The sequence below is a fragment of the Bacillus sp. FSL K6-1560 genome (assembly GCF_038592935.1).
Taxonomy (GTDB): Bacteria; Bacillota; Bacilli; order Bacillales; family Bacillaceae; genus Bacillus; species Bacillus subtilis.
Genome location: NZ_CP151946.1, coordinates 2,644,564 through 2,661,349, shown reverse-complemented (window position 1 = coordinate 2,661,349; position 16,786 = coordinate 2,644,564). Strand labels below are relative to the sequence as shown.

The 16,786-nt window shown below is 43.8% G+C and carries 23 protein-coding genes; 18 read left to right on the top strand and 5 right to left on the bottom strand.

Annotated features, from left to right (window positions below; genetic code table 11):
- Nucleotides 1–18: 18 nt before the first annotated feature.
- From ctaD to ctaG, 4 genes are read left to right on the top strand one after another with little or no spacing between them, the layout of a single operon-like run.
- Nucleotides 19–1,887, top strand: a complete 1,869-nt coding sequence (gene ctaD, locus NYE22_RS14215) for a cytochrome c oxidase subunit I (protein ID WP_032725638.1) — start codon at nucleotides 19–21, stop codon at nucleotides 1,885–1,887.
- Nucleotides 1,887–2,510 (top strand): cytochrome c oxidase subunit III, encoded by a 624-nt coding sequence (ctaE, locus tag NYE22_RS14210; RefSeq protein ID WP_038828405.1) that lies wholly within the window; start codon nucleotides 1,887–1,889, stop codon nucleotides 2,508–2,510. Before ctaD ends, ctaE begins: the two co-directional genes overlap by 1 nt.
- Nucleotides 2,511–2,512: 2 nt before the next feature.
- The gene (gene ctaF, locus NYE22_RS14205; protein WP_003232242.1) at nucleotides 2,513–2,845 is read left to right on the top strand and encodes a cytochrome c oxidase subunit IVB; all 333 of its coding nucleotides are present in this window, start codon (nucleotides 2,513–2,515) and stop codon (nucleotides 2,843–2,845) included.
- 27 nt (nucleotides 2,846–2,872) lie between these two features.
- Nucleotides 2,873–3,766, top strand: a complete 894-nt coding sequence (gene ctaG, locus NYE22_RS14200; RefSeq protein WP_161985973.1) for a cytochrome c oxidase assembly factor CtaG — start codon at nucleotides 2,873–2,875, stop codon at nucleotides 3,764–3,766.
- A 31-nt stretch (nucleotides 3,767–3,797) separates the two neighbouring features.
- Here the strand turns inward: ctaG and NYE22_RS14195 are convergent, their stop codons facing one another.
- A complete protein-coding gene (locus NYE22_RS14195; protein ID WP_080474471.1) occupies nucleotides 3,798–4,160 on the bottom strand; it encodes a YugN family protein in 363 nt (120 codons plus the stop codon).
- A gap of 139 nt (nucleotides 4,161–4,299) precedes the next feature.
- Here NYE22_RS14195 and NYE22_RS14190 point away from each other — a divergent pair, with 139 nt between their 5' ends.
- The 8 genes from NYE22_RS14190 to coaD all read left to right on the top strand — a co-directional run bounded on the left by NYE22_RS14190 (nucleotide 4,300) and on the right by coaD (nucleotide 9,014).
- The gene (locus tag NYE22_RS14190; RefSeq protein ID WP_003221362.1) at nucleotides 4,300–4,746 is read left to right on the top strand and encodes a CBS domain-containing protein; all 447 of its coding nucleotides are present in this window, start codon (nucleotides 4,300–4,302) and stop codon (nucleotides 4,744–4,746) included.
- A gap of 83 nt (nucleotides 4,747–4,829) precedes the next feature.
- Complete coding sequence (locus NYE22_RS14185; protein ID WP_041850862.1) at nucleotides 4,830–5,870, top strand: CAP domain-containing protein; 1,041 nt, start codon at nucleotides 4,830–4,832, stop codon at nucleotides 5,868–5,870.
- Nucleotides 5,871–6,101: 231 nt separating this feature from the next.
- Nucleotides 6,102–6,500 carry a YlbD family protein gene (locus NYE22_RS14180; RefSeq protein WP_120028060.1) on the top strand — a complete coding sequence of 133 codons (399 nt, stop codon included), beginning with the start codon at nucleotides 6,102–6,104 and terminating at the stop codon, nucleotides 6,498–6,500.
- A gap of 15 nt (nucleotides 6,501–6,515) precedes the next feature.
- Nucleotides 6,516–6,755, top strand: coding sequence for a YlbE-like family protein (locus tag NYE22_RS14175; RefSeq protein ID WP_003232231.1), 240 nt, complete (start codon nucleotides 6,516–6,518; stop codon nucleotides 6,753–6,755).
- Between the two features lie 115 nt (nucleotides 6,756–6,870).
- The gene (ricF, locus tag NYE22_RS14170) at nucleotides 6,871–7,320 is read left to right on the top strand and encodes a regulatory iron-sulfur-containing complex subunit RicF (RefSeq protein WP_003221370.1); all 450 of its coding nucleotides are present in this window, start codon (nucleotides 6,871–6,873) and stop codon (nucleotides 7,318–7,320) included.
- A 54-nt stretch (nucleotides 7,321–7,374) separates the two neighbouring features.
- On the top strand, nucleotides 7,375–7,647 hold the full coding sequence (locus NYE22_RS14165; protein WP_009967171.1) for a YlbG family protein: 273 nt from the start codon (nucleotides 7,375–7,377) through the stop codon (nucleotides 7,645–7,647).
- Nucleotides 7,648–7,969: 322 nt separating this feature from the next.
- Entirely contained in the window at nucleotides 7,970–8,524 is a 555-nt protein-coding gene (gene rsmD / locus NYE22_RS14160; protein ID WP_120028061.1) for a 16S rRNA (guanine(966)-N(2))-methyltransferase RsmD, read from the top strand.
- Nucleotides 8,525–8,528: 4 nt separating this feature from the next.
- Nucleotides 8,529–9,014, top strand: coding sequence for a pantetheine-phosphate adenylyltransferase (gene coaD / locus NYE22_RS14155; protein WP_003245283.1), 486 nt, complete (start codon nucleotides 8,529–8,531; stop codon nucleotides 9,012–9,014).
- A gap of 10 nt (nucleotides 9,015–9,024) precedes the next feature.
- On the opposite strand, the gene spoVV is transcribed toward coaD, so the two are convergent.
- The gene (gene spoVV / locus NYE22_RS14150; protein WP_070548913.1) at nucleotides 9,025–10,251 is read right to left on the bottom strand and encodes a dipicolinic acid transporter SpoVV; all 1,227 of its coding nucleotides are present in this window, start codon (nucleotides 10,249–10,251) and stop codon (nucleotides 9,025–9,027) included.
- Between the two features lie 180 nt (nucleotides 10,252–10,431).
- Between spoVV and NYE22_RS14145 the strand changes: the two genes are divergently transcribed.
- Both NYE22_RS14145 and ddcP read left to right on the top strand, forming a co-directional pair.
- Entirely contained in the window at nucleotides 10,432–11,214 is a 783-nt protein-coding gene (locus tag NYE22_RS14145) for a patatin family protein (protein WP_003232221.1), read from the top strand.
- Between the two features lies 1 nt (nucleotide 11,215).
- Entirely contained in the window at nucleotides 11,216–12,241 is a 1,026-nt protein-coding gene (gene ddcP, locus NYE22_RS14140; protein WP_003245451.1) for a protease DdcP, read from the top strand.
- Between the two features lie 16 nt (nucleotides 12,242–12,257).
- On the opposite strand, the gene NYE22_RS14135 is transcribed toward ddcP, so the two are convergent.
- Nucleotides 12,258–13,505, bottom strand: a complete 1,248-nt coding sequence (locus tag NYE22_RS14135; RefSeq protein ID WP_046160387.1) for a nucleotidyltransferase — start codon at nucleotides 13,503–13,505, stop codon at nucleotides 12,258–12,260.
- Nucleotides 13,502–13,687: a hypothetical protein gene (locus tag NYE22_RS14130; protein ID WP_003232215.1), complete on the bottom strand. Its 186-nt coding sequence runs from the start codon at nucleotides 13,685–13,687 to the stop codon at nucleotides 13,502–13,504. Before NYE22_RS14130 ends, NYE22_RS14135 begins: the two co-directional genes overlap by 4 nt.
- A gap of 27 nt (nucleotides 13,688–13,714) precedes the next feature.
- Here NYE22_RS14130 and NYE22_RS14125 point away from each other — a divergent pair, with 27 nt between their 5' ends.
- The 3 genes from NYE22_RS14125 to gerR all read left to right on the top strand — a co-directional run bounded on the left by NYE22_RS14125 (nucleotide 13,715) and on the right by gerR (nucleotide 15,161).
- Nucleotides 13,715–14,233, top strand: a complete 519-nt coding sequence (locus NYE22_RS14125) for a DUF177 domain-containing protein (RefSeq protein WP_014479718.1) — start codon at nucleotides 13,715–13,717, stop codon at nucleotides 14,231–14,233.
- Nucleotides 14,234–14,254: 21 nt separating this feature from the next.
- Nucleotides 14,255–14,434: a 50S ribosomal protein L32 gene (gene rpmF, locus NYE22_RS14120; protein ID WP_003154457.1), complete on the top strand. Its 180-nt coding sequence runs from the start codon at nucleotides 14,255–14,257 to the stop codon at nucleotides 14,432–14,434.
- Nucleotides 14,435–14,579: 145 nt separating this feature from the next.
- The gene (gene gerR / locus NYE22_RS14115) at nucleotides 14,580–15,161 is read left to right on the top strand and encodes a sporulation specific transcriptional regulator GerR (protein WP_342411924.1); all 582 of its coding nucleotides are present in this window, start codon (nucleotides 14,580–14,582) and stop codon (nucleotides 15,159–15,161) included.
- Nucleotides 15,162–15,217: 56 nt separating this feature from the next.
- Here the strand turns inward: gerR and NYE22_RS14110 are convergent, their stop codons facing one another.
- Nucleotides 15,218–15,700, bottom strand: coding sequence for an N-acetyltransferase (locus tag NYE22_RS14110; RefSeq protein WP_014476736.1), 483 nt, complete (start codon nucleotides 15,698–15,700; stop codon nucleotides 15,218–15,220).
- 159 nt (nucleotides 15,701–15,859) lie between these two features.
- Here NYE22_RS14110 and NYE22_RS14105 point away from each other — a divergent pair, with 159 nt between their 5' ends.
- On the top strand, nucleotides 15,860–16,756 hold the full coding sequence (locus NYE22_RS14105; protein WP_161985975.1) for a 2-dehydropantoate 2-reductase: 897 nt from the start codon (nucleotides 15,860–15,862) through the stop codon (nucleotides 16,754–16,756).
- Nucleotides 16,757–16,786: the final 30 nt, after the last annotated feature.

The window sequence follows — 16,786 nt, the reverse complement described above, 5'->3', positions numbered from 1 at the left end:
TATTGGGGGAGGTCACATATGTTGAATGCGCTTACAGAAAAGCGGACGCGCGGATCTATGCTTTGGGATTATTTGACGACGGTGGACCATAAAAAAATCGCGATTCTTTATTTAGTGGCAGGGGGATTCTTCTTTCTTGTCGGGGGAATTGAAGCGATGTTTATCAGAATTCAGCTGGCAAAGCCGGAAAATGCGTTTCTCAGTGCTCAAGCGTACAATGAAGTAATGACTATGCACGGAACGACGATGATCTTTCTGGCTGCGATGCCGCTCTTATTTGCCTTGATGAATGCGGTTGTGCCTTTGCAGATCGGGGCTCGGGACGTTTCGTTTCCATTTTTAAACGCGCTTGGTTTTTGGCTCTTCTTTTTCGGGGGCATTTTCTTAAATCTAAGCTGGTTTTTGGGCGGAGCGCCAGATGCGGGCTGGACGTCATATGCCTCACTTTCGCTTCATTCTAAAGGGCACGGCATAGACTTTTTCGTCCTCGGACTCCAAATATCGGGGCTCGGGACGCTGATAGCCGGGATTAACTTTTTGGCTACGATTATCAACATGAGGGCTCCGGGCATGACGTATATGAGGCTGCCTTTGTTTACATGGACGACATTTGTGGCCTCGGCATTGATTTTGTTCGCGTTTCCGCCGCTTACGGTTGGATTGGCTCTCATGATGCTGGATCGGCTGTTCGGAACCAATTTCTTTAATCCGGAGCTTGGCGGAAATACGGTCATTTGGGAACATTTATTTTGGATCTTCGGCCACCCGGAGGTTTATATCCTAATTTTGCCTGCATTCGGTATTTTTTCTGAGGTCATCCCTGTGTTCGCCAGAAAGCGTTTGTTTGGCTATTCTTCAATGGTTTTTGCAATCGTGCTCATCGGCTTTCTGGGCTTTATGGTTTGGGTGCACCACATGTTCACGACTGGTCTCGGCCCGATTGCAAATGCGATTTTTGCGGTTGCAACAATGGCTATCGCGATTCCGACCGGGATTAAGATTTTTAACTGGCTGTTGACGATTTGGGGAGGAAATGTGAAGTATACAACCGCTATGCTGTATGCTGTCTCATTTATTCCATCCTTTGTGCTCGGCGGTGTGACGGGAGTCATGCTGGCAGCTGCTGCGGCTGATTATCAGTTCCATGATACGTATTTTGTGGTTGCGCACTTCCACTACGTCATTATTGGCGGTGTTGTATTCGGCCTTTTAGCCGGTGTTCATTTCTGGTGGCCGAAAATGTTCGGTAAAATTCTGCATGAAACGATGGGGAAAATTTCATTTGTATTGTTTTTTATCGGCTTTCACCTCACGTTTTTCATTCAGCATTTTGTCGGCTTAATGGGGATGCCGCGCCGGGTTTATACGTTTTTGCCAGGACAGGGTCTGGAAACCGGCAACTTGATCAGTACAATCGGGGCGTTTTTTATGGCGGCAGCTGTTATCCTTCTGCTGGTCAATGTCATATGGACATCGGTAAAAGGTGAATATGTAGGTGCTGATCCATGGCATGACGGACGTACGCTGGAATGGACCGTTTCTTCACCGCCGCCGGAGTATAACTTTAAACAGCTTCCTTTTGTCAGAGGACTTGATCCGTTTTGGATTGAGAAGCAGGCAGGGCACAAATCAATGACGCCGGCGGAACCGGTTGATGATATTCATATGCCAAACGGCTCAATCCTGCCGCTCGTCATTTCCTTCGGCCTTTTTGTCGCAGCGTTCGGGCTGCTGTACAGAAGTGATTACGCTTGGGGCCTGCCGGTGATCTTTATCGGGCTCGGCATCACATTTATTACGATGCTGCTTCGTTCAGTAATTGATGATCACGGCTATCATATTCATAAAGAGGAACTGCCGAACGATGATAAAGGGGTGAAGGCATAATGCAAGTTCAAGAAAAATTCACCGCAGAAACCTTTCCAGCTTCTCCTGAAAAAGTAACCCTGGAAGGGAAAAATAAATTTTTAGGCTTTTGGCTTTTTCTTGGCGGAGAGACTGTTCTGTTTGCGTCTCTCTTCGCCACGTTTCTTGCGCTTCGGAATTCAAATGCCGGTGATCCGCCTACGACGGAAATGTTCGATGTGACACTTGTATTCATTGCCACAATGCTTCTATTAACGAGCAGTTTAACGAGTGTGTACGCGATGTACCACATGAAGAACTTTTCCTTCGGCAAGATGCAGCTTTGGCTGGGAATTACGATTTTATTGGGGGCGGGCTTTTTAGGACTGGAAATCTATGAGTTCAAGCATTACACCCATGAATTTGGCTTTACCATCACAAGCTCTGCCCTTGGTTCTGCGTTTTACACGCTTGTCGGTACACACGGCGCCCACGTGGCATTTGGGCTTTTGTGGATCAGCACGCTTATGATCCGCAATGCCAAGAGAGGGCTGAATCTGTATACGGCGCCTAAGTTTTACGTTGCCAGCCTTTATTGGCACTTTATTGATGTCGTGTGGGTCTTCATCTTTACCGTTGTATATTTAATGGGGATGGTGGGATAAACATGGTCGATAAAAAAAGCAGAGGGCATATCAATAGCGACCTTGAATTTAAGAAAAAAAAGCATGCCCGAGAGATGAAATATCAAGTCCTGTCTTTTGGTTTAATGATCGGTCTTACGATTGTTGCATTTCTGACTGTGGCCACGGACGGTGTCGGCAGCTGGTTTACGATTCCTTTCATTATTTTGCTAGCTGCAATTCAAGTCATTTTTCAGCTGTATTATTTCATGCATATGAATCAGAAAGGGCATGAGGCGCCGGCACTGTTTTTGTATTCAGGGGTGTTTGTCGCGTTTATCACTGTGCTTGCGTTTGTGACAATTATATGGTGGTAATTTGAAACAGCCGCCGGAGGTGAAGAAATGAATCAGTTGGAGATATTCGGGTTTCGCGCGATGTGGAGCCCTTATCTTTTTTGTATCCTGTTAGGCATTACGGCGCTTTATCTCTATTTTTACAGGCGAATGTCTTCAAGGCCAAATCGAATAACTGGTAAAGAGATGGTATGCTTTCTGTCGGCGATGCTGTTTTTATATGCAGCCGAGGGAAGCCCGGTTGATTTGCTCGGACATATTATGTTCAGCGCACATATGGTGCAGATGGCCGTCCTGTATTTGGTTGTCCCGCCGCTGTTAATCGCGGGAATTCCTGCATGGCTCTGGGAAAAAATCATTTTCAGGCCTTCAATCAAACCGTTTTTTTCCTTTTTTACGACGCCTTTAATTGCTTTGCTTTTGTTTAACGGCATTTTTTCTTTATATCATGTACCGCTTATATTTGATACTGTCAAAACGGATCCGTTTTACCATACATTAATCACTTGGCTTATCTTTGTGCTTGCGTTCTTCATGTGGTGGCCGCTTGTTCATAAGGTTGAGCGTCTACGGCAGCTCAGCGGCTTGATGAAGCTGGGTTATATTATGGCGGACGGTATGCTGCTCACACCTGCTTGCGCCTTGATCATGTTCAGCGGTGCACCGTTATACGCCACCTATACAGATCCGGCTTTATGGGCTGAGGCAATGAGGCTTTGTGTGCCAGCGGATATGATGGGGCAGGTCCCATTAACAGGGCCAGAGATGTTGAATACACTGCCTTTGTTAGAGGATCAGCAGCTCGGAGCAGTCATGATGAAAATCATTCAGGAAATTGTGTACGGTACTTTTTTGGCCATTATTTTTTTCCAATGGGTGAAGAAAGAAAGGGAAAAGGACGGGCAGGAGGAGCCGCCGTATATTCAGCAGACGATATCATAAAAGGTACAGCGAAATATGCTGTACCTTTTCGTTACATTTGAACTGTTTTTAACATGTCGGCTATGTCCTGAATCAGTGCCTTGCTTTTTGTTACAACCTGTACGGGAAACTCTTCCGTTTCTCCATATTCTACTCCATGCGGGTAGTAATGCTTTCCTAGGAGAGGGGACATTAATTGAATCACGGCGCGCCCGCTTCCGACATCGCCTTCTGCCGCAATACCTTGTATCCGCAGGTAAAACGTACCCTCAATCGTCGAAAACTTCTTGTCATAGGTGACTCTCTCGTAATCCCATTGACCCGCTCTAATGAGACCTTTGCTTTCCATTAAGTCGTCTAGCCAACTGAGCTCAGCCTTAACCCCTTCAAGTCCGCTTTCAGTAAACTTCAACACTGACCCCTCCTTATAAAAATTACCTTTCCTGACAATCATAGTATGAAAGCGTTAAACTTTCAATGAATCTTCTTCTTTTGAAAGTATGCAAAAATTAAATTTTGACGACAATAGCACTAGACTAAAGGAGGTTAAACGGATGACAAAAATAAAAGATCTGATGACAGCCGACTTGCAATATTGCACGGTATTAGATAATGTATATGAAGCTGCAGTAAAGATGAAGGACGCAAATGTAGGAGCGATTCCGGTAGTTGATGAGGACGGGGAAACATTGGTCGGCATCGTAACCGACCGCGATCTCGTATTAAGAGGAATCGCCATCAAAAAACCGAACTCGCAAAAAATCACTGACGCGATGACTGAAAAACCTGTCAGTGTGGAGGAAGATGCTTCAGTCGATGAGGTTCTTCATTTGATGGCATCGCATCAGCTCAGAAGGATACCAGTTACAAAAAATAAAAAACTGACTGGAATTGTCACGCTTGGTGATCTTTCTTTATCTGAGCAAACGAATGAACGTGCCGGCAGCGCCTTATCGGATATTTCCGAAGGTGATAATAGAGAAGAAGGCTTTTTTCATTAACACATAAATCTTTGACATGTTAAATAGGCTGTATTGTAATGGGATGTAAACAAGAGATTGTGAATCGCCACGGGGGTGATAGATTGAAAAATATATTGAGAGCAATGGTTATCCTTTTGATTATCTGCGGAACTTATGTTCTGTTTATTCAATATGGATCTGTTCCTGAAAAGAAATCAAATGACAGCGAGCCTCAGGTGTCGAATGAGGAAGCGCAAAGCGGCAAACGAATACATATGCCGACTTCAGGGTTATTGTCCTTCATGGGCAAGCCCGCCGATGAAGTAACGAAAAAGCTTGGGGAACCTGAACGTATTGACCCTTCGGCTTATGATTACGATTGGTGGGTATACAATCAAGGTAAGGATCAATATATCCAAATCGGGGTATTAAACAATAAAGTGGTCACATTATTCGCGTCGGGTAATGATATTAACGCCAAGCCTTTCAAAATTGGAGAATCAACTGGCGATGTATTCAAGACCACCCAGGTGGCACCATTTGTGAATGTAGAGTATAAAGGAAATTCCTATCGGTTTGAATTTTCTGAAGAAGATATCAATACAAGACCGACTGTAAAGGTAGGAAAGATGTATGTCCAGCTGTATATGGACAAATTTGAGGGGAAGCTATCCAGCATCAGGGCGTTTGATGCGCAGACCTTTGTAAAGCAAAGACCTTATGAGGTAGTGTACCGCGGGGAATTAATTAAACCGAAAGCCGTTTCAGATGAGAAATGGAAAAAGATCCAAACAACGAGCGAAAAGCAAATCCTTGATTTGACGAATGTCATACGCGTTAAACATGGACTTGCGAAGCTTGAATGGGATCAGCCAACGGCGGAGGTGGCGTTTGGACATAGTGAGGATATGAAGGAAAATAATTATTTCTCCCATGTTTCTAAAAAATACGGCTCGCTGAAAGACCGCTTAGAAGAAGGGCATGTTGACTTTCAGCAAGCGGGAGAAAATATCGCATACAATTATGTGGACGGTCCGGCCGCTGTAGAAGGCTGGCTGAATAGCGAAGGCCATCGAAAAGCGCTTCTGAATTCAGATTATACGCATCTTGGTGTCGGAGTAGACCGGAAATATTACACCCAAAATTTTATTAAGCGATGGTAATGAAAGCCGCGGACGAATGGTTCCCGGCTTTTTCTATTTCCATACAAGCTGGTCTGAATGAATGTGCTGATAGCTTACAGATAAGGCCATTTCCCATTCCTTCAGTCAGGCTTTTTCACCAGTGTATAGGGATATCGCTAAAAATTCATTTGGGAATGAATATAGGCGAACACAATGCCCCACAAAACGATACATTGTAGTAGGTAACGATTTTCGGAGGGGGTGAGGATTGTGGCGAATCAACATGCCAATCATTCAATCAATGACTTTAAACAATTCGTCAAAAAGCATCCCAAGCTGATAAAAGAAGTACGCAAAGAACAAAGAAGCTGGCAGGACGTATATGAAAATTGGGTCCTCTTCGGGGAGAGCGATCCGATTTGGGATCCGTATCGGGAACCGGAAGCAGCTTCTGAAGCTGTGCCTGAAACACCGCAAAAAAATGATTTTGTCTCGAAAATGGTGACAGCGGTGAAAAAGATGGATGTCAATCAAATGAACGAACAAATCAATAAAATGAGCCAGTCGATCTCATCGTTGCAAAGCCTTCTTAATACATTTTCCGGAAGCGGACAGAAGCATTCTCAGCCAGGTTCTGGACAGCATCCTTTTTCTTTTCGAAAGGATTAAAAAAGGGGAGCTCATATGCGCAAAGAGGTTCAGGAATATATTTTAGCAAACGAAGAACGGAAACGATTCATCAGAGAACAGCCGATATGGTACCGCAGACTTTCAAGAAAACCGGATGATCTGTCCTCCTTTCAGCTTGAAATGATGAATTTTTATGAAAAAACCATTCCGCATCGGGTGAATCAGTTTACGAACGGGATTCAAATGGCGCAAATGATGATGCAAATGTTTCAAGCGATGCGGACAAAAGATTAAAAGACCCTGAAAAAGGGTCTTTTTTCATGCGGTCATAAGGTTTTGTATACGGCTGCGGTTAAGCATTTTCCAATTGGCTGGTTTCGTGGTAAACTAACAACTGGAGGTGCATGTTATGTATGCGACGATGGAATCCGTGCGGCTTCAAAGTGAAGCTCAGCAGCTTGCCGAGATGATTCTGCAGTCGGAGACGGCTGAGAACTACCGCAATTGTTACAAGCGTCTCCAGGAAGATGAAGAGGCAGGTCGGATTATTCGTTCTTTTATCAAAATAAAAGAGCAGTATGAGGATGTACAGCGTTTTGGCAAATATCATCCTGACTATAGAGAAATATCCCGGAAAATGAGGGAGATCAAACGTGAGCTGGACCTGAACGACAAGGTGGCTGACTTCAAGAGAGCTGAAAATGAGCTCCAGTCCATTCTTGATGAGGTCAGCGTTGAGATTGGGACAGCTGTTTCGGAGCATGTGAAAGTTCCGACTGGGAACCCTTATTTTGACGGTTTGTCTTCATGCGGAGGCGGCTGCGGTTCAGGCGGAAGCTGCGGATGTAAAGTGTCCTGACGAGACTGGCCGTCTCGTCTTTTACATATAAGAGAAAACAGGCAGGTGATTGTATTGGAGAATAGGCGCCAGGGCATGGTTGTGTATCTGCACTCCCTAAAGCAGAGCAAAATGCTGAGGAAGTTCGGGAATGTGCACTATGTATCAAAACGATTAAAATATGTCGTACTGTACTGTGATATGGACCAAATTGAAAAAACAATGGACAAGATTGCATCTTACTCATTTGTGAAAAAAGTGGAGCCTTCTTATAAACCGTTTTTAAAATTGGAATTCGAGTCAAAGCTTGATAAGGCAAAAGAATACGATTATAAAATCGGCATATAGCTATAAAAAAATCCCCGCAGGCATCTGCGGGGTCCTTCTATTCCTTAATATGTTAAGGAGAAGGCAAAGGGAGAGGAGAAACCGGAGGAAGAACTTATGGGGAAACGTAAGTCTTCTCCGCGGTTGGCAACAACATCCTCTAGATGCTGTTGCTTATAGTATGGACAAGGATCATGCTGCCTATACACCTGTTTATCAAGATTAGCGTTCATTGTTTGGAAGAATGCTTTATGTTAAGATAGGATTGATTTTTTTCTATGTACATAGCGGCGTCCGGCCGAATAAAGAAACAAAATAGCTTTTAGAAAAAGTGGTGTGGAACATGAGAGTAATTTCTGGATCAAAAAAAGGCCGTTCACTAAAGGCTGTACCCGGAACATCAACAAGACCGACAACCGACAAAGTGAAGGAATCCATTTTCAATATGATCGGCCCTTATTTTGACGGGGGCAGGGGACTTGACTTATTCGCAGGGAGCGGAGGTCTTGGAATCGAAGCGCTTTCACGCGGGTTTGAGCATTGTATATTCGTTGACCGTGATTTTAAAGCGATTCAAACGGTAAAATCTAATTTGAAAACGCTGGAGCTTACAAAACATGCACAGGTATACCGCAATGATGCGGAACGTGCTTTGCACGCTGCTGCTAAAAGAGAAACCGGCTTTCGCGGAATTTTTCTCGATCCGCCGTATAAGGAACAAAAGCTGAAAGCACTTTTAACTTTGATTGACGAATATCAAATGCTGGAAGAAGACGGCTTTATCGTCGCTGAGCATGACAGAGAGGTCAAGCTTCCCGAAACCGTAGGAGATCTTGTGATGACAAGAAGAGAAACCTATGGGCTTACAGGTGTGGCGATTTATAAAAAGAGGGGGTAGTGAGGTGGCGAGTATAGCTGTCTGTCCCGGCAGTTTTGATCCGGTGACCTACGGGCATCTGGACATCATCAAACGCGGGGCGCATATTTTTGAACAAGTGTATGTATGTGTGCTGAATAATTCTTCAAAAAAGCCTTTGTTCAGTGTGGAAGAACGGTGTGAGCTTCTGAGAGAAGTGACAAAAGACATTCCGAACATAACAGTTGAAACATCGCAAGGCCTGTTAATTGATTATGCAAAAAGAAAAAATGCGAAAGCGATTTTAAGAGGCTTGAGAGCTGTATCTGATTTTGAATACGAGATGCAGGGGACATCAGTAAACCGTGTGCTTGATGAATCCATTGAGACATTTTTTATGATGACAAACAATCAATATTCGTTTCTAAGTTCAAGCATCGTAAAAGAAGTGGCGAGATACAACGGCTCGGTATCAGAGTTTGTACCGCCGGAAGTAGAGCTGGCGCTTCAGCAAAAATTCAGACAAGGATGAGGGTTTTGACTCATCCTTTTTTTGTTCCGTTTGTCAGTCTGTAAGAAAAAATGATAATGTACGTAAACAGCGCGCTTAGTGTGACAGCAGGTCCGATCTGCACAAGCAGATTCCAGCCGTTTATAAAGGCAGTTGGCATGTCACTGCTGTTAAGAGATTTAAATACATACTGATATGGATCATGCCATGCCGTGTAAAGAGGTTTCCATAAAAGCATGACGAAGACAGCGGCATAAACGCCCTGCAGCAAACGTGCGATAAAGAATGGTTTAAATCGAATGTCGGTTTCCGATAAAATACCTGCCACCTGAGCTTGTACGGAAAAGCCGCTAAACCCGAGAATAAAGCTGACGATAATGGCTTTTTGCAGAAGAGAAACATCTGTCTCGCTGACAAGCTTGCTGCCTAATGTAATTTCAAACATCCCTGATAAAAGCGGAATGTCCAATTGAGTCGGAAGCTGAAACAAAGTCAGTGCTCCTTTTGTGAAAACAGACAAAACATCAGTCAGCTGGACCACTGACAACAGCCGATTGAAGACAGAAAATAAAATAATAAAGCCGCCTACCATAAGAAGCGTTTGAACAGAAGACGTCACGGCGTCGCCTAAAATTTTACCCAAGGGCCGTTTTTCTGCAAGTCTGGCGGTATGAAGAGCGTGTAAAGCATCTTTGACTGAAGGGAAAGGTATCGTTTTCTTTCTTCTGAGTTGCTGCTCTTCCTTGCGGCCATAGGAACGCATTGTTAAACCGACGGCAAGATTCCCCAAATAGTGTGCAGAAGCTAATAAAATGCCTAGTGACGCGTTTTGAAAGAAACCGACGGCAACAGCGCCGAAAATAAAGAGCGGGTTTGAAGAATTGGTAAACGACGCGAGCCGTTCTGCTTCTACTCTTGAAATCTGATTTTCCTGCCGCAGACGGGCAGTGAGTTTTGCGCCCGCTGGGTTTCCTGATGCCATTCCCATAGCAAGAACGAAGCCGCCGACACCCGGCACGCGAAAGATCGGCCGCATAAAAGGCTCAAGCAAAACACCGACAAATCGCACAATGCCAAAGCCGATTAAGAGTTCGGACAGAATAAAAAATGGCAGCAATGACGGAAATACAACCTCCCACCACATAGACAGCCCGGTTTTAGAGGCTTCGAATGAGGCCTGTGGATGTGAGATGACAGTCGCTGTTAAAAAAAGAAAAAACGAGGCAATCAAAAGTGTATTAATCTTCGACAAGTTCATTCTTACCTCCCCGATGCTAAAAATGCCCAATGACATGTATATCATGATAAAATAATGTATGATGTAAAACGGCCAAGCAGTACCTGTCCTCTTGATTCTTTGTACTAATATACGAGCATAGGGGTTCAGTTTAGACCATAGAATTCGGTATACAGGGAATTCAGGCAGGAGGTTAACGCTTTGGCCAAACCTAAAATCGGGTTAGCGTTAGGATCGGGAGGGGCCAGAGGGCTTGCTCATCTCGGTGTGCTTTCCAGTTTACATAAGCACCAAATTGAAGTGGATATGATTGCAGGAAGCAGCATGGGCGCTTTGGTGGGCAGTTTTTACGCCGCCGGACATGACGTGGCAACGATGAAAAAAGTAGCCAAAGCCTTTAAACGAAGGCTTTATGCTGATTATACGGTGCCGAAGCTCGGTTTTTTAAAAGGTGACCGCGTCAGACAGCTTGTGCATGCTTATACATTCGGAAAACCGATTGAAGAGCTCCAAATCCCGCTGGGCATTGTTGCGTGTGATCTACAGACGGGAGAAAAGATTGTGTTCCGAAAAGGATCAGTGTCAGATGCAGTGAGGGCCAGCATCAGCATCCCGGGTATCTTTATTCCGCAGCGGCTGGACGGACGCCTTCTTGTAGACGGCGCGGTCGTCGATCGAATTCCGGTTTCTGTTGTGAAAGACATGGGAGCTGATATTATCATCGCTTCGGATGTTTCCAGGGTTCGAAAAACTGAAACAGCAGTGCATATTTTTGATGTGATTATGCAAAGTATGGATATACTGCAAAATGAATTAGTGCGGCATCAAACAATTGCCGCAGATATCATGATTCGCCCTTCCCTTGAAACATACAGCTCAAGCTCGTTTGCCAATATTGAAGAAATGATATCGGCAGGCGAAGAGGCGACAAACCGAATGATCAGCAAGATAAGAAAAGAAATAGAGAATTGGGAGGGCTCATAATTTGCTACGTAAAAAACATTTTAGCTGGATGCTCGTCATCCTCATACTGATCGCCGTTTTATCATTTATAAAACTTCCATACTATATTACAAAACCGGGAGAAGCGACAGAGCTTGCTTCATTGATAAAAGTGGAGGGAGGCTACCCGGAAAAAGGAAGCCTGTCCTTAATGACTGTTAAAGTGGGACCGGCTAATCCGTTTACATATGTGTGGGCAAAGATGCACCCTTATTATGAAATTGTTCCTGATGAGAGCATTAAGGAGGAAGGCGAGTCAGATAAGGAGTATATGAAAAGACAGCTCCAAATGATGAAAAGCTCGCAAGAAAATGCGGTTATAGCCGCCTATCAAAAGGCAGGAAAAAAAGTCAGCTATTCCTTTAACGGCATATACGCAAGCTCTGTTGTAGAAAACATGCCGGCAAAAGGGAAAATAGAAGTCGGTGATAAAATCATCAGCGCAGACGGCAAAAACTATCAGTCTGCTGAAAAGCTGATTGATTATATCAGCAGCAAAAAAGCGGGAGATAAAGTCACGTTAAAGATCGAAAGAGAAGAAAAAGAAAAGCGTGTCACCCTTACGTTAAAACAATTTCCTGATGAGCCGGATCGGGCAGGAATCGGAGTTTCGCTTTATACAGACAGAAACGTGAAGGTAGAGCCTGATATTGATTTTGAAATTGAAAATATTGGCGGTCCGTCAGCAGGGTTAATGATGTCCCTTGAAATCTATAATCAGCTGACAAAACCAGACGAAACAAAAGGCTACGATATTGCGGGAACAGGTACCATTGATGTTGATGGGAAAGTAGGCCCGATCGGCGGCATTGATCAAAAAGTCGTCGCCGCAGACAAAGCCGGAAAAGACATTTTCTTCGCGCCAAATCAAAACGGCGCCAGCAATTCCGATTATAAGAACGCAGTAAAAACAGCAAAAGATATTGATTCAAATATGAAGATTGTGCCTGTTGATACCATGCAGGATGCGATTGATTATTTGAATAAGCTGAAAGCGAAAAGCACCTGATTCTCAGGTGCTTTTTCTATACATTTAAAAAGTGTTGTTCATCTTCATCATATCGAATCGGTGCATGTCCGTATTCCTGCAGGTCAAACTCAGTTCTCAGCGGCTCTTCTATCGGCAGGCTGTAAATCCTGCTTGCTTTTACGTCCAGATCGAGAGCTGGATGGGAGAAAGAGGACAGTTTGCTGACAAGCGGAACAGACAGTGCTTTTTTCTTTTCGGATAAATAAGCCTGTCCTTTTTTTGTCATGCCGAGAAGCCTGATATACGGCGCCTTATCGTTGTCAAGCAGCTTTTGCATATCCTGTTTTTTTGTTCTGGTTAAAATGTGTGTATTCATCCGCTGGAGCCTTGTCCACGTATAGCGTTTTGTTTTCAGCAGTTCCATAAATTCCTGATAGGAGCTGGATTTTCTGATCGAACGAAGAATTCTGTGCTCTAAACCTTCCTCCACCTCGTATACTTGCTGTAATTCCTGTGCCGTTACAGTTGAAAGGCTGTATTTTAAGTAAGAAAAGTAGCTCTCAGGTGTATGCCACAATCCGAAAGATTTGCGGTAAGCTGCTAATTCACGTGCAGATGCAGCAGGGAGAAAACGAAGGCAGGCTTCGAGATTCTGGCCAGTCATCGCTTTTCTGATGCTTGTGGCGCTTGCAATGTGGTTTTCGCCTTCAGGGAGATCGGCATCATGATAGTCCGAAGAGATGCGTGCCGTGGTATAAGGTTTCATAGGGTATCCCCCGGTTAGAATCGAAGTCACATACTGGTACCCCAAAATGTTATTTGGTTTTGACAAGTCAAGTGCACTTTCGGTATGCAAAATGGAGCTGAAGGCGCTAGCCGCCGCTGCTGGGTAACTCGTCCCCGTTTTAAGTTCTTCTTTAATTCGGTCATCAAATGTATGTTTATGCTCACCAATAAGCTGTGCTGTTTCTAAAAACGGCTTGATATCCCCATTTTCACTCCCGAAAAACAGCGCCTTACATTCAAGTTCGTTCAGGATGGAAACACTGCCGCGTGCAAAAATGTCTGCTTTTTGCACGGCATAAAGATAAGGCAGCTCAATAACAAGATCAACTCCGCTTTGCAGCGCCATTTTTGTTCGGGCCCATTTTGACACAACAGCCGGTTCCCCACGCTGTAAAAAATGCCCGCTCATGACCGCGACAGCCGTGTCACATCCGGTTTGCCGCTTTGCTGTTTGGGCATGATAAAGGTGACCGTTATGAAAGGGATTATATTCAACCACCAATCCGACAGCTTTCATATTTTTTCCGCCTTTCTTGCTATGTTTAGAAACGTATGGTACATTTGCAAATGAAAACTCTTACGCCTTATTTTTGTTTTAAGTGTATGCATAGCATATTCCGCTGTCAACGATACTTCAATGGCAGCATTATGCTGTAAAGAAAAAATATTGACAAAAACAATCTTAAAAGCTATAATCATGTTTGTTGCTTTCCTGAGGTGATACAAATGAAATGGACGATTTATCAGCTGCATCAAATGCCAAAACAAAGTTTTGAGTTTGATGAAACAGTTGAGTTAAATGAGCTGACAAAGCTGAATTCTGACATTCGCCGCATTTCTCCCGTCCGGGTGAAGGGCAGAGCGGATATCAAATCCAAACAGGTTTCGTTTGATTTTACAATTTCAGGCGAAATGATTTTGCCATGCTCAAGAACACTCGTTGATGTCCCGTATCCATTTGAAATTTCAACAAAAGAACTGTTTATATTTCATCACACGGATGATATAGAAGATGATGACGTTCATATTGTTGAGGACGATACTATCGACTTAACTCCGATCGTGAAAGAAGAAATTCTTTTAGAAATCCCTATGCAAATCTTTTGTGAATCTGAACAAGAAAAAGGAGCTGCTCCTCAAGAAGGAAAGGATTGGCAAGTCATTTCGGAAGAAGACAAGAAGAATCAAGTTGATCCGAGACTTGCAGCCCTTGAAAAGCTCTTAAAACAAGATGATGAATCTTAACTCTTTAAGGAGGTGGGAATAATGGCTGTACCTTTTAGAAGAACTTCTAAAATGAAGAAAAGATTGCGCCGTACACATTTCAAACTTAATGTACCTGGTATGACAGAATGTCCGTCATGCGGAGAGATGAAGTTGTCTCACCGTGTATGCAAAGCATGCGGATCATACAACGGCAAAGACATAAATGTAAAAAGTAACTAATAAGAAAAGCGCGGGGTGAAAGCCCTGCGCTTTTTCTTTTTCTCTTCCTGTCAGCTTGCGGAAAATTTGTGAGTGCAAATAGTCTATCTAATCTATTACCGGCATATGTATGAGATAAATAAGCTGACATGGAGGGAGATTGAATTTGACCATTACAAGACAAGATGCTTGGACTCAGGATGAGGATTTGCTGCTGGCAGAAGTGGTGCTTCGTCATATTCGAGAGGGAGGAACACAGCTTTCAGCCTTTGAGGAGGTTGGGAGGGCGCTGACCAGAACCGCGGCAGCCTGTGGTTTCAGGTGGAACTCGTATGTGAGAAAACAATACCAGTCAGGTATAGAGCTTGCAAAAAAGCAAAGGAAAGAACTGAGAAAGCAAATCGGCGTTCATTCGGTCAATATGCCGAATTCCATGAAGCAGACTGCCTCGGCATCGTCAGAAGGAAAACGAGATTTGTCCATTCAGGATGTCATTCAATTTCTCGAACAATTCAAAGAAGCGCCGTCTGCACAAGAATTTCAGCTTGAAAGGGAAAAATTGAAGGAGCAAATCCAATCGTTGCAAAAAGAGCTTGAGGATTTGCGGAGTGAAAATCAGACATTGCGGGATCAGCTAGAGATGACAGAAGAGGATTACAAGGCACTGATCGATATCATGGATCGGGCCAGAAAAATGGTTGTTTCGAAGGAAGACGGAAGAATGAAAAAAGCGGCTCAAGAAACGTAAAGAAACGCCTAAAATGAACCGGCCCTATAGTAAGAATAGGCCGGTTGTTTTGATTTCTATGCAGACTCTCCCGGTGTCATTTCATGATCCATATCAGGATGCCAGATGAGCGGGTTTTCCCCTTTGTCCCGCGCCATATCATACTTAACAGTTTTAAAGTTCATTTTGTTCCAAAATTCCGCTGATTTCATTCTCGGATTTGTCCGGATCGGCATTTTGAATGATTTTGCAAATTCAACCAAGGCTCTCCCGTATCCCCTGTTCTGGTAGCCCGGAAGAACCTCAAGCTTCCACAGCTCCAAATAATCCTGGCGGTTGTCAAAATAGGGATTCGATTTGCCGTTAACTTGATACAGACTCATTCGTGCTACAAGTTTATCGCCAAAATAAATCCCGTAAAAAGGCGAGGTGCTGTCATTTTCAATAATATTATCCTGAAGTTCTTCAAGCATTGAAAGCTCCTGAATGCCGTATTCTTTGAATTTCTTGAATTCTTCCAGCGTTTTATAGTTGATAAGCAGACGTTCTACCTTTGTCAAACAAATCTCCCCCTTTGTTGTTTCTACATATATTGTAAACGCTTTATTTAAAAAATCCAAATATTTAAACTTTAATTTTAAGCACATGGGATCTTTGAGAAGTAATTTCTTCTTACTTCTGCTATGATAATACGTAAATGCTAAATTGGGTGTGACATCATGAAAATTGGAATTATCGGCGGAGGCTCCGTCGGTCTTTTATGCGCCTATTATTTGTCACTTTATCACGACCTGACTGTTGTGACGAGGCGGCAAGAACAGGCTGCGGCCATTCAGTCTGAAGGAATCCGGCTTTATAAAGGCGGGGAGGAATTCAGGGCTGATTGCAGTGCGGACACGAGTATCAATTCGGACTTTGACCTGCTTGTCGTGACAGTGAAGCAGCATCAGCTTCAATCTGTTTTTTCGTCGCTTGAACGAATCGGGAAGACGAATATATTATTTTTGCAAAACGGCATGGGGCATATCCACGACCTAAAAGACTGGCACGTTGGCCATTCCATTTATGTTGGAATCGTTGAGCACGGAGCTGTAAGAAAATCGGATACAGCTGTTGATCATACAGGCCTAGGTGCGATAAAATGGAGCGCGTTCGGCGATGCTGAACCAGACCGGCTGAACATCTTGTTTCAGCATAACCATTCGGATTTTCCGATTTATTATGAGACGGATTGGTACCGTCTGCTGACGGGCAAGCTGATTGTAAATGCGTGTATTAATCCTTTAACTGCTTTATTGCAGGTGAAAAATGGAGAACTGCTGACAACGCCAGCTTATCTGGCTTTTATGAAGCTGGTATTTCAGGAGGCGTGCCGCATTTTAAAACTTGAAAATGAAGAAAAGGCTTGGGAGCAGGTTCAGGCCGTTTGTGGACAAACGAAAGAGAATCGTTCATCAATGCTGGTTGACGTCATTGGAGGCCGGCAGACGGAAGCTGACGCCATTATCGGATACTTATTGAAGGAAGCAAGTCTTCAAGGTCTTGATGCCGTCCACCTAGAGTTTTTATATGGCAGCATCAAAGCATTGGAGCGAAATACAAACAAAGTCTTTTGAGCTTTTTCGGTAACATGCTATACTCATTTC

Excerpts from the sequence above, each read along its gene's own strand:
- rsmD (WP_120028061.1), top strand. The coding sequence starts at position 7,970 with ATGAGAGTAATTTCTGGATCAAAAAAAGGCCGTTCACTAAAGGCTGTA.
- NYE22_RS14175 (WP_003232231.1), top strand. The coding sequence starts at position 6,516 with ATGCGCAAAGAGGTTCAGGAATATATTTTAGCAAACGAAGAACGGAAA.
- ctaF (WP_003232242.1), top strand. The coding sequence starts at position 2,513 with ATGGTCGATAAAAAAAGCAGAGGGCATATCAATAGCGACCTTGAATTT.
- ctaE (WP_038828405.1), top strand. The coding sequence starts at position 1,887 with ATGCAAGTTCAAGAAAAATTCACCGCAGAAACCTTTCCAGCTTCTCCT.
- NYE22_RS14105 (WP_161985975.1), top strand. The coding sequence starts at position 15,860 with ATGAAAATTGGAATTATCGGCGGAGGCTCCGTCGGTCTTTTATGCGCC.
- ctaD (WP_032725638.1), top strand. The coding sequence starts at position 19 with ATGTTGAATGCGCTTACAGAAAAGCGGACGCGCGGATCTATGCTTTGG.
- NYE22_RS14125 (WP_014479718.1), top strand. The coding sequence starts at position 13,715 with ATGAAATGGACGATTTATCAGCTGCATCAAATGCCAAAACAAAGTTTT.
- ricF (WP_003221370.1), top strand. The coding sequence starts at position 6,871 with ATGTATGCGACGATGGAATCCGTGCGGCTTCAAAGTGAAGCTCAGCAG.
- rpmF (WP_003154457.1), top strand. The coding sequence starts at position 14,255 with ATGGCTGTACCTTTTAGAAGAACTTCTAAAATGAAGAAAAGATTGCGC.
- NYE22_RS14190 (WP_003221362.1), top strand. The coding sequence starts at position 4,300 with ATGACAAAAATAAAAGATCTGATGACAGCCGACTTGCAATATTGCACG.
- NYE22_RS14130 (WP_003232215.1), bottom strand. The coding sequence starts at position 13,687 with ATGATTATAGCTTTTAAGATTGTTTTTGTCAATATTTTTTCTTTACAG.
- spoVV (WP_070548913.1), bottom strand. The coding sequence starts at position 10,251 with ATGAACTTGTCGAAGATTAATACACTTTTGATTGCCTCGTTTTTTCTT.
- ctaG (WP_161985973.1), top strand. The coding sequence starts at position 2,873 with ATGAATCAGTTGGAGATATTCGGGTTTCGCGCGATGTGGAGCCCTTAT.
- NYE22_RS14135 (WP_046160387.1), bottom strand. The coding sequence starts at position 13,505 with ATGAAAGCTGTCGGATTGGTGGTTGAATATAATCCCTTTCATAACGGT.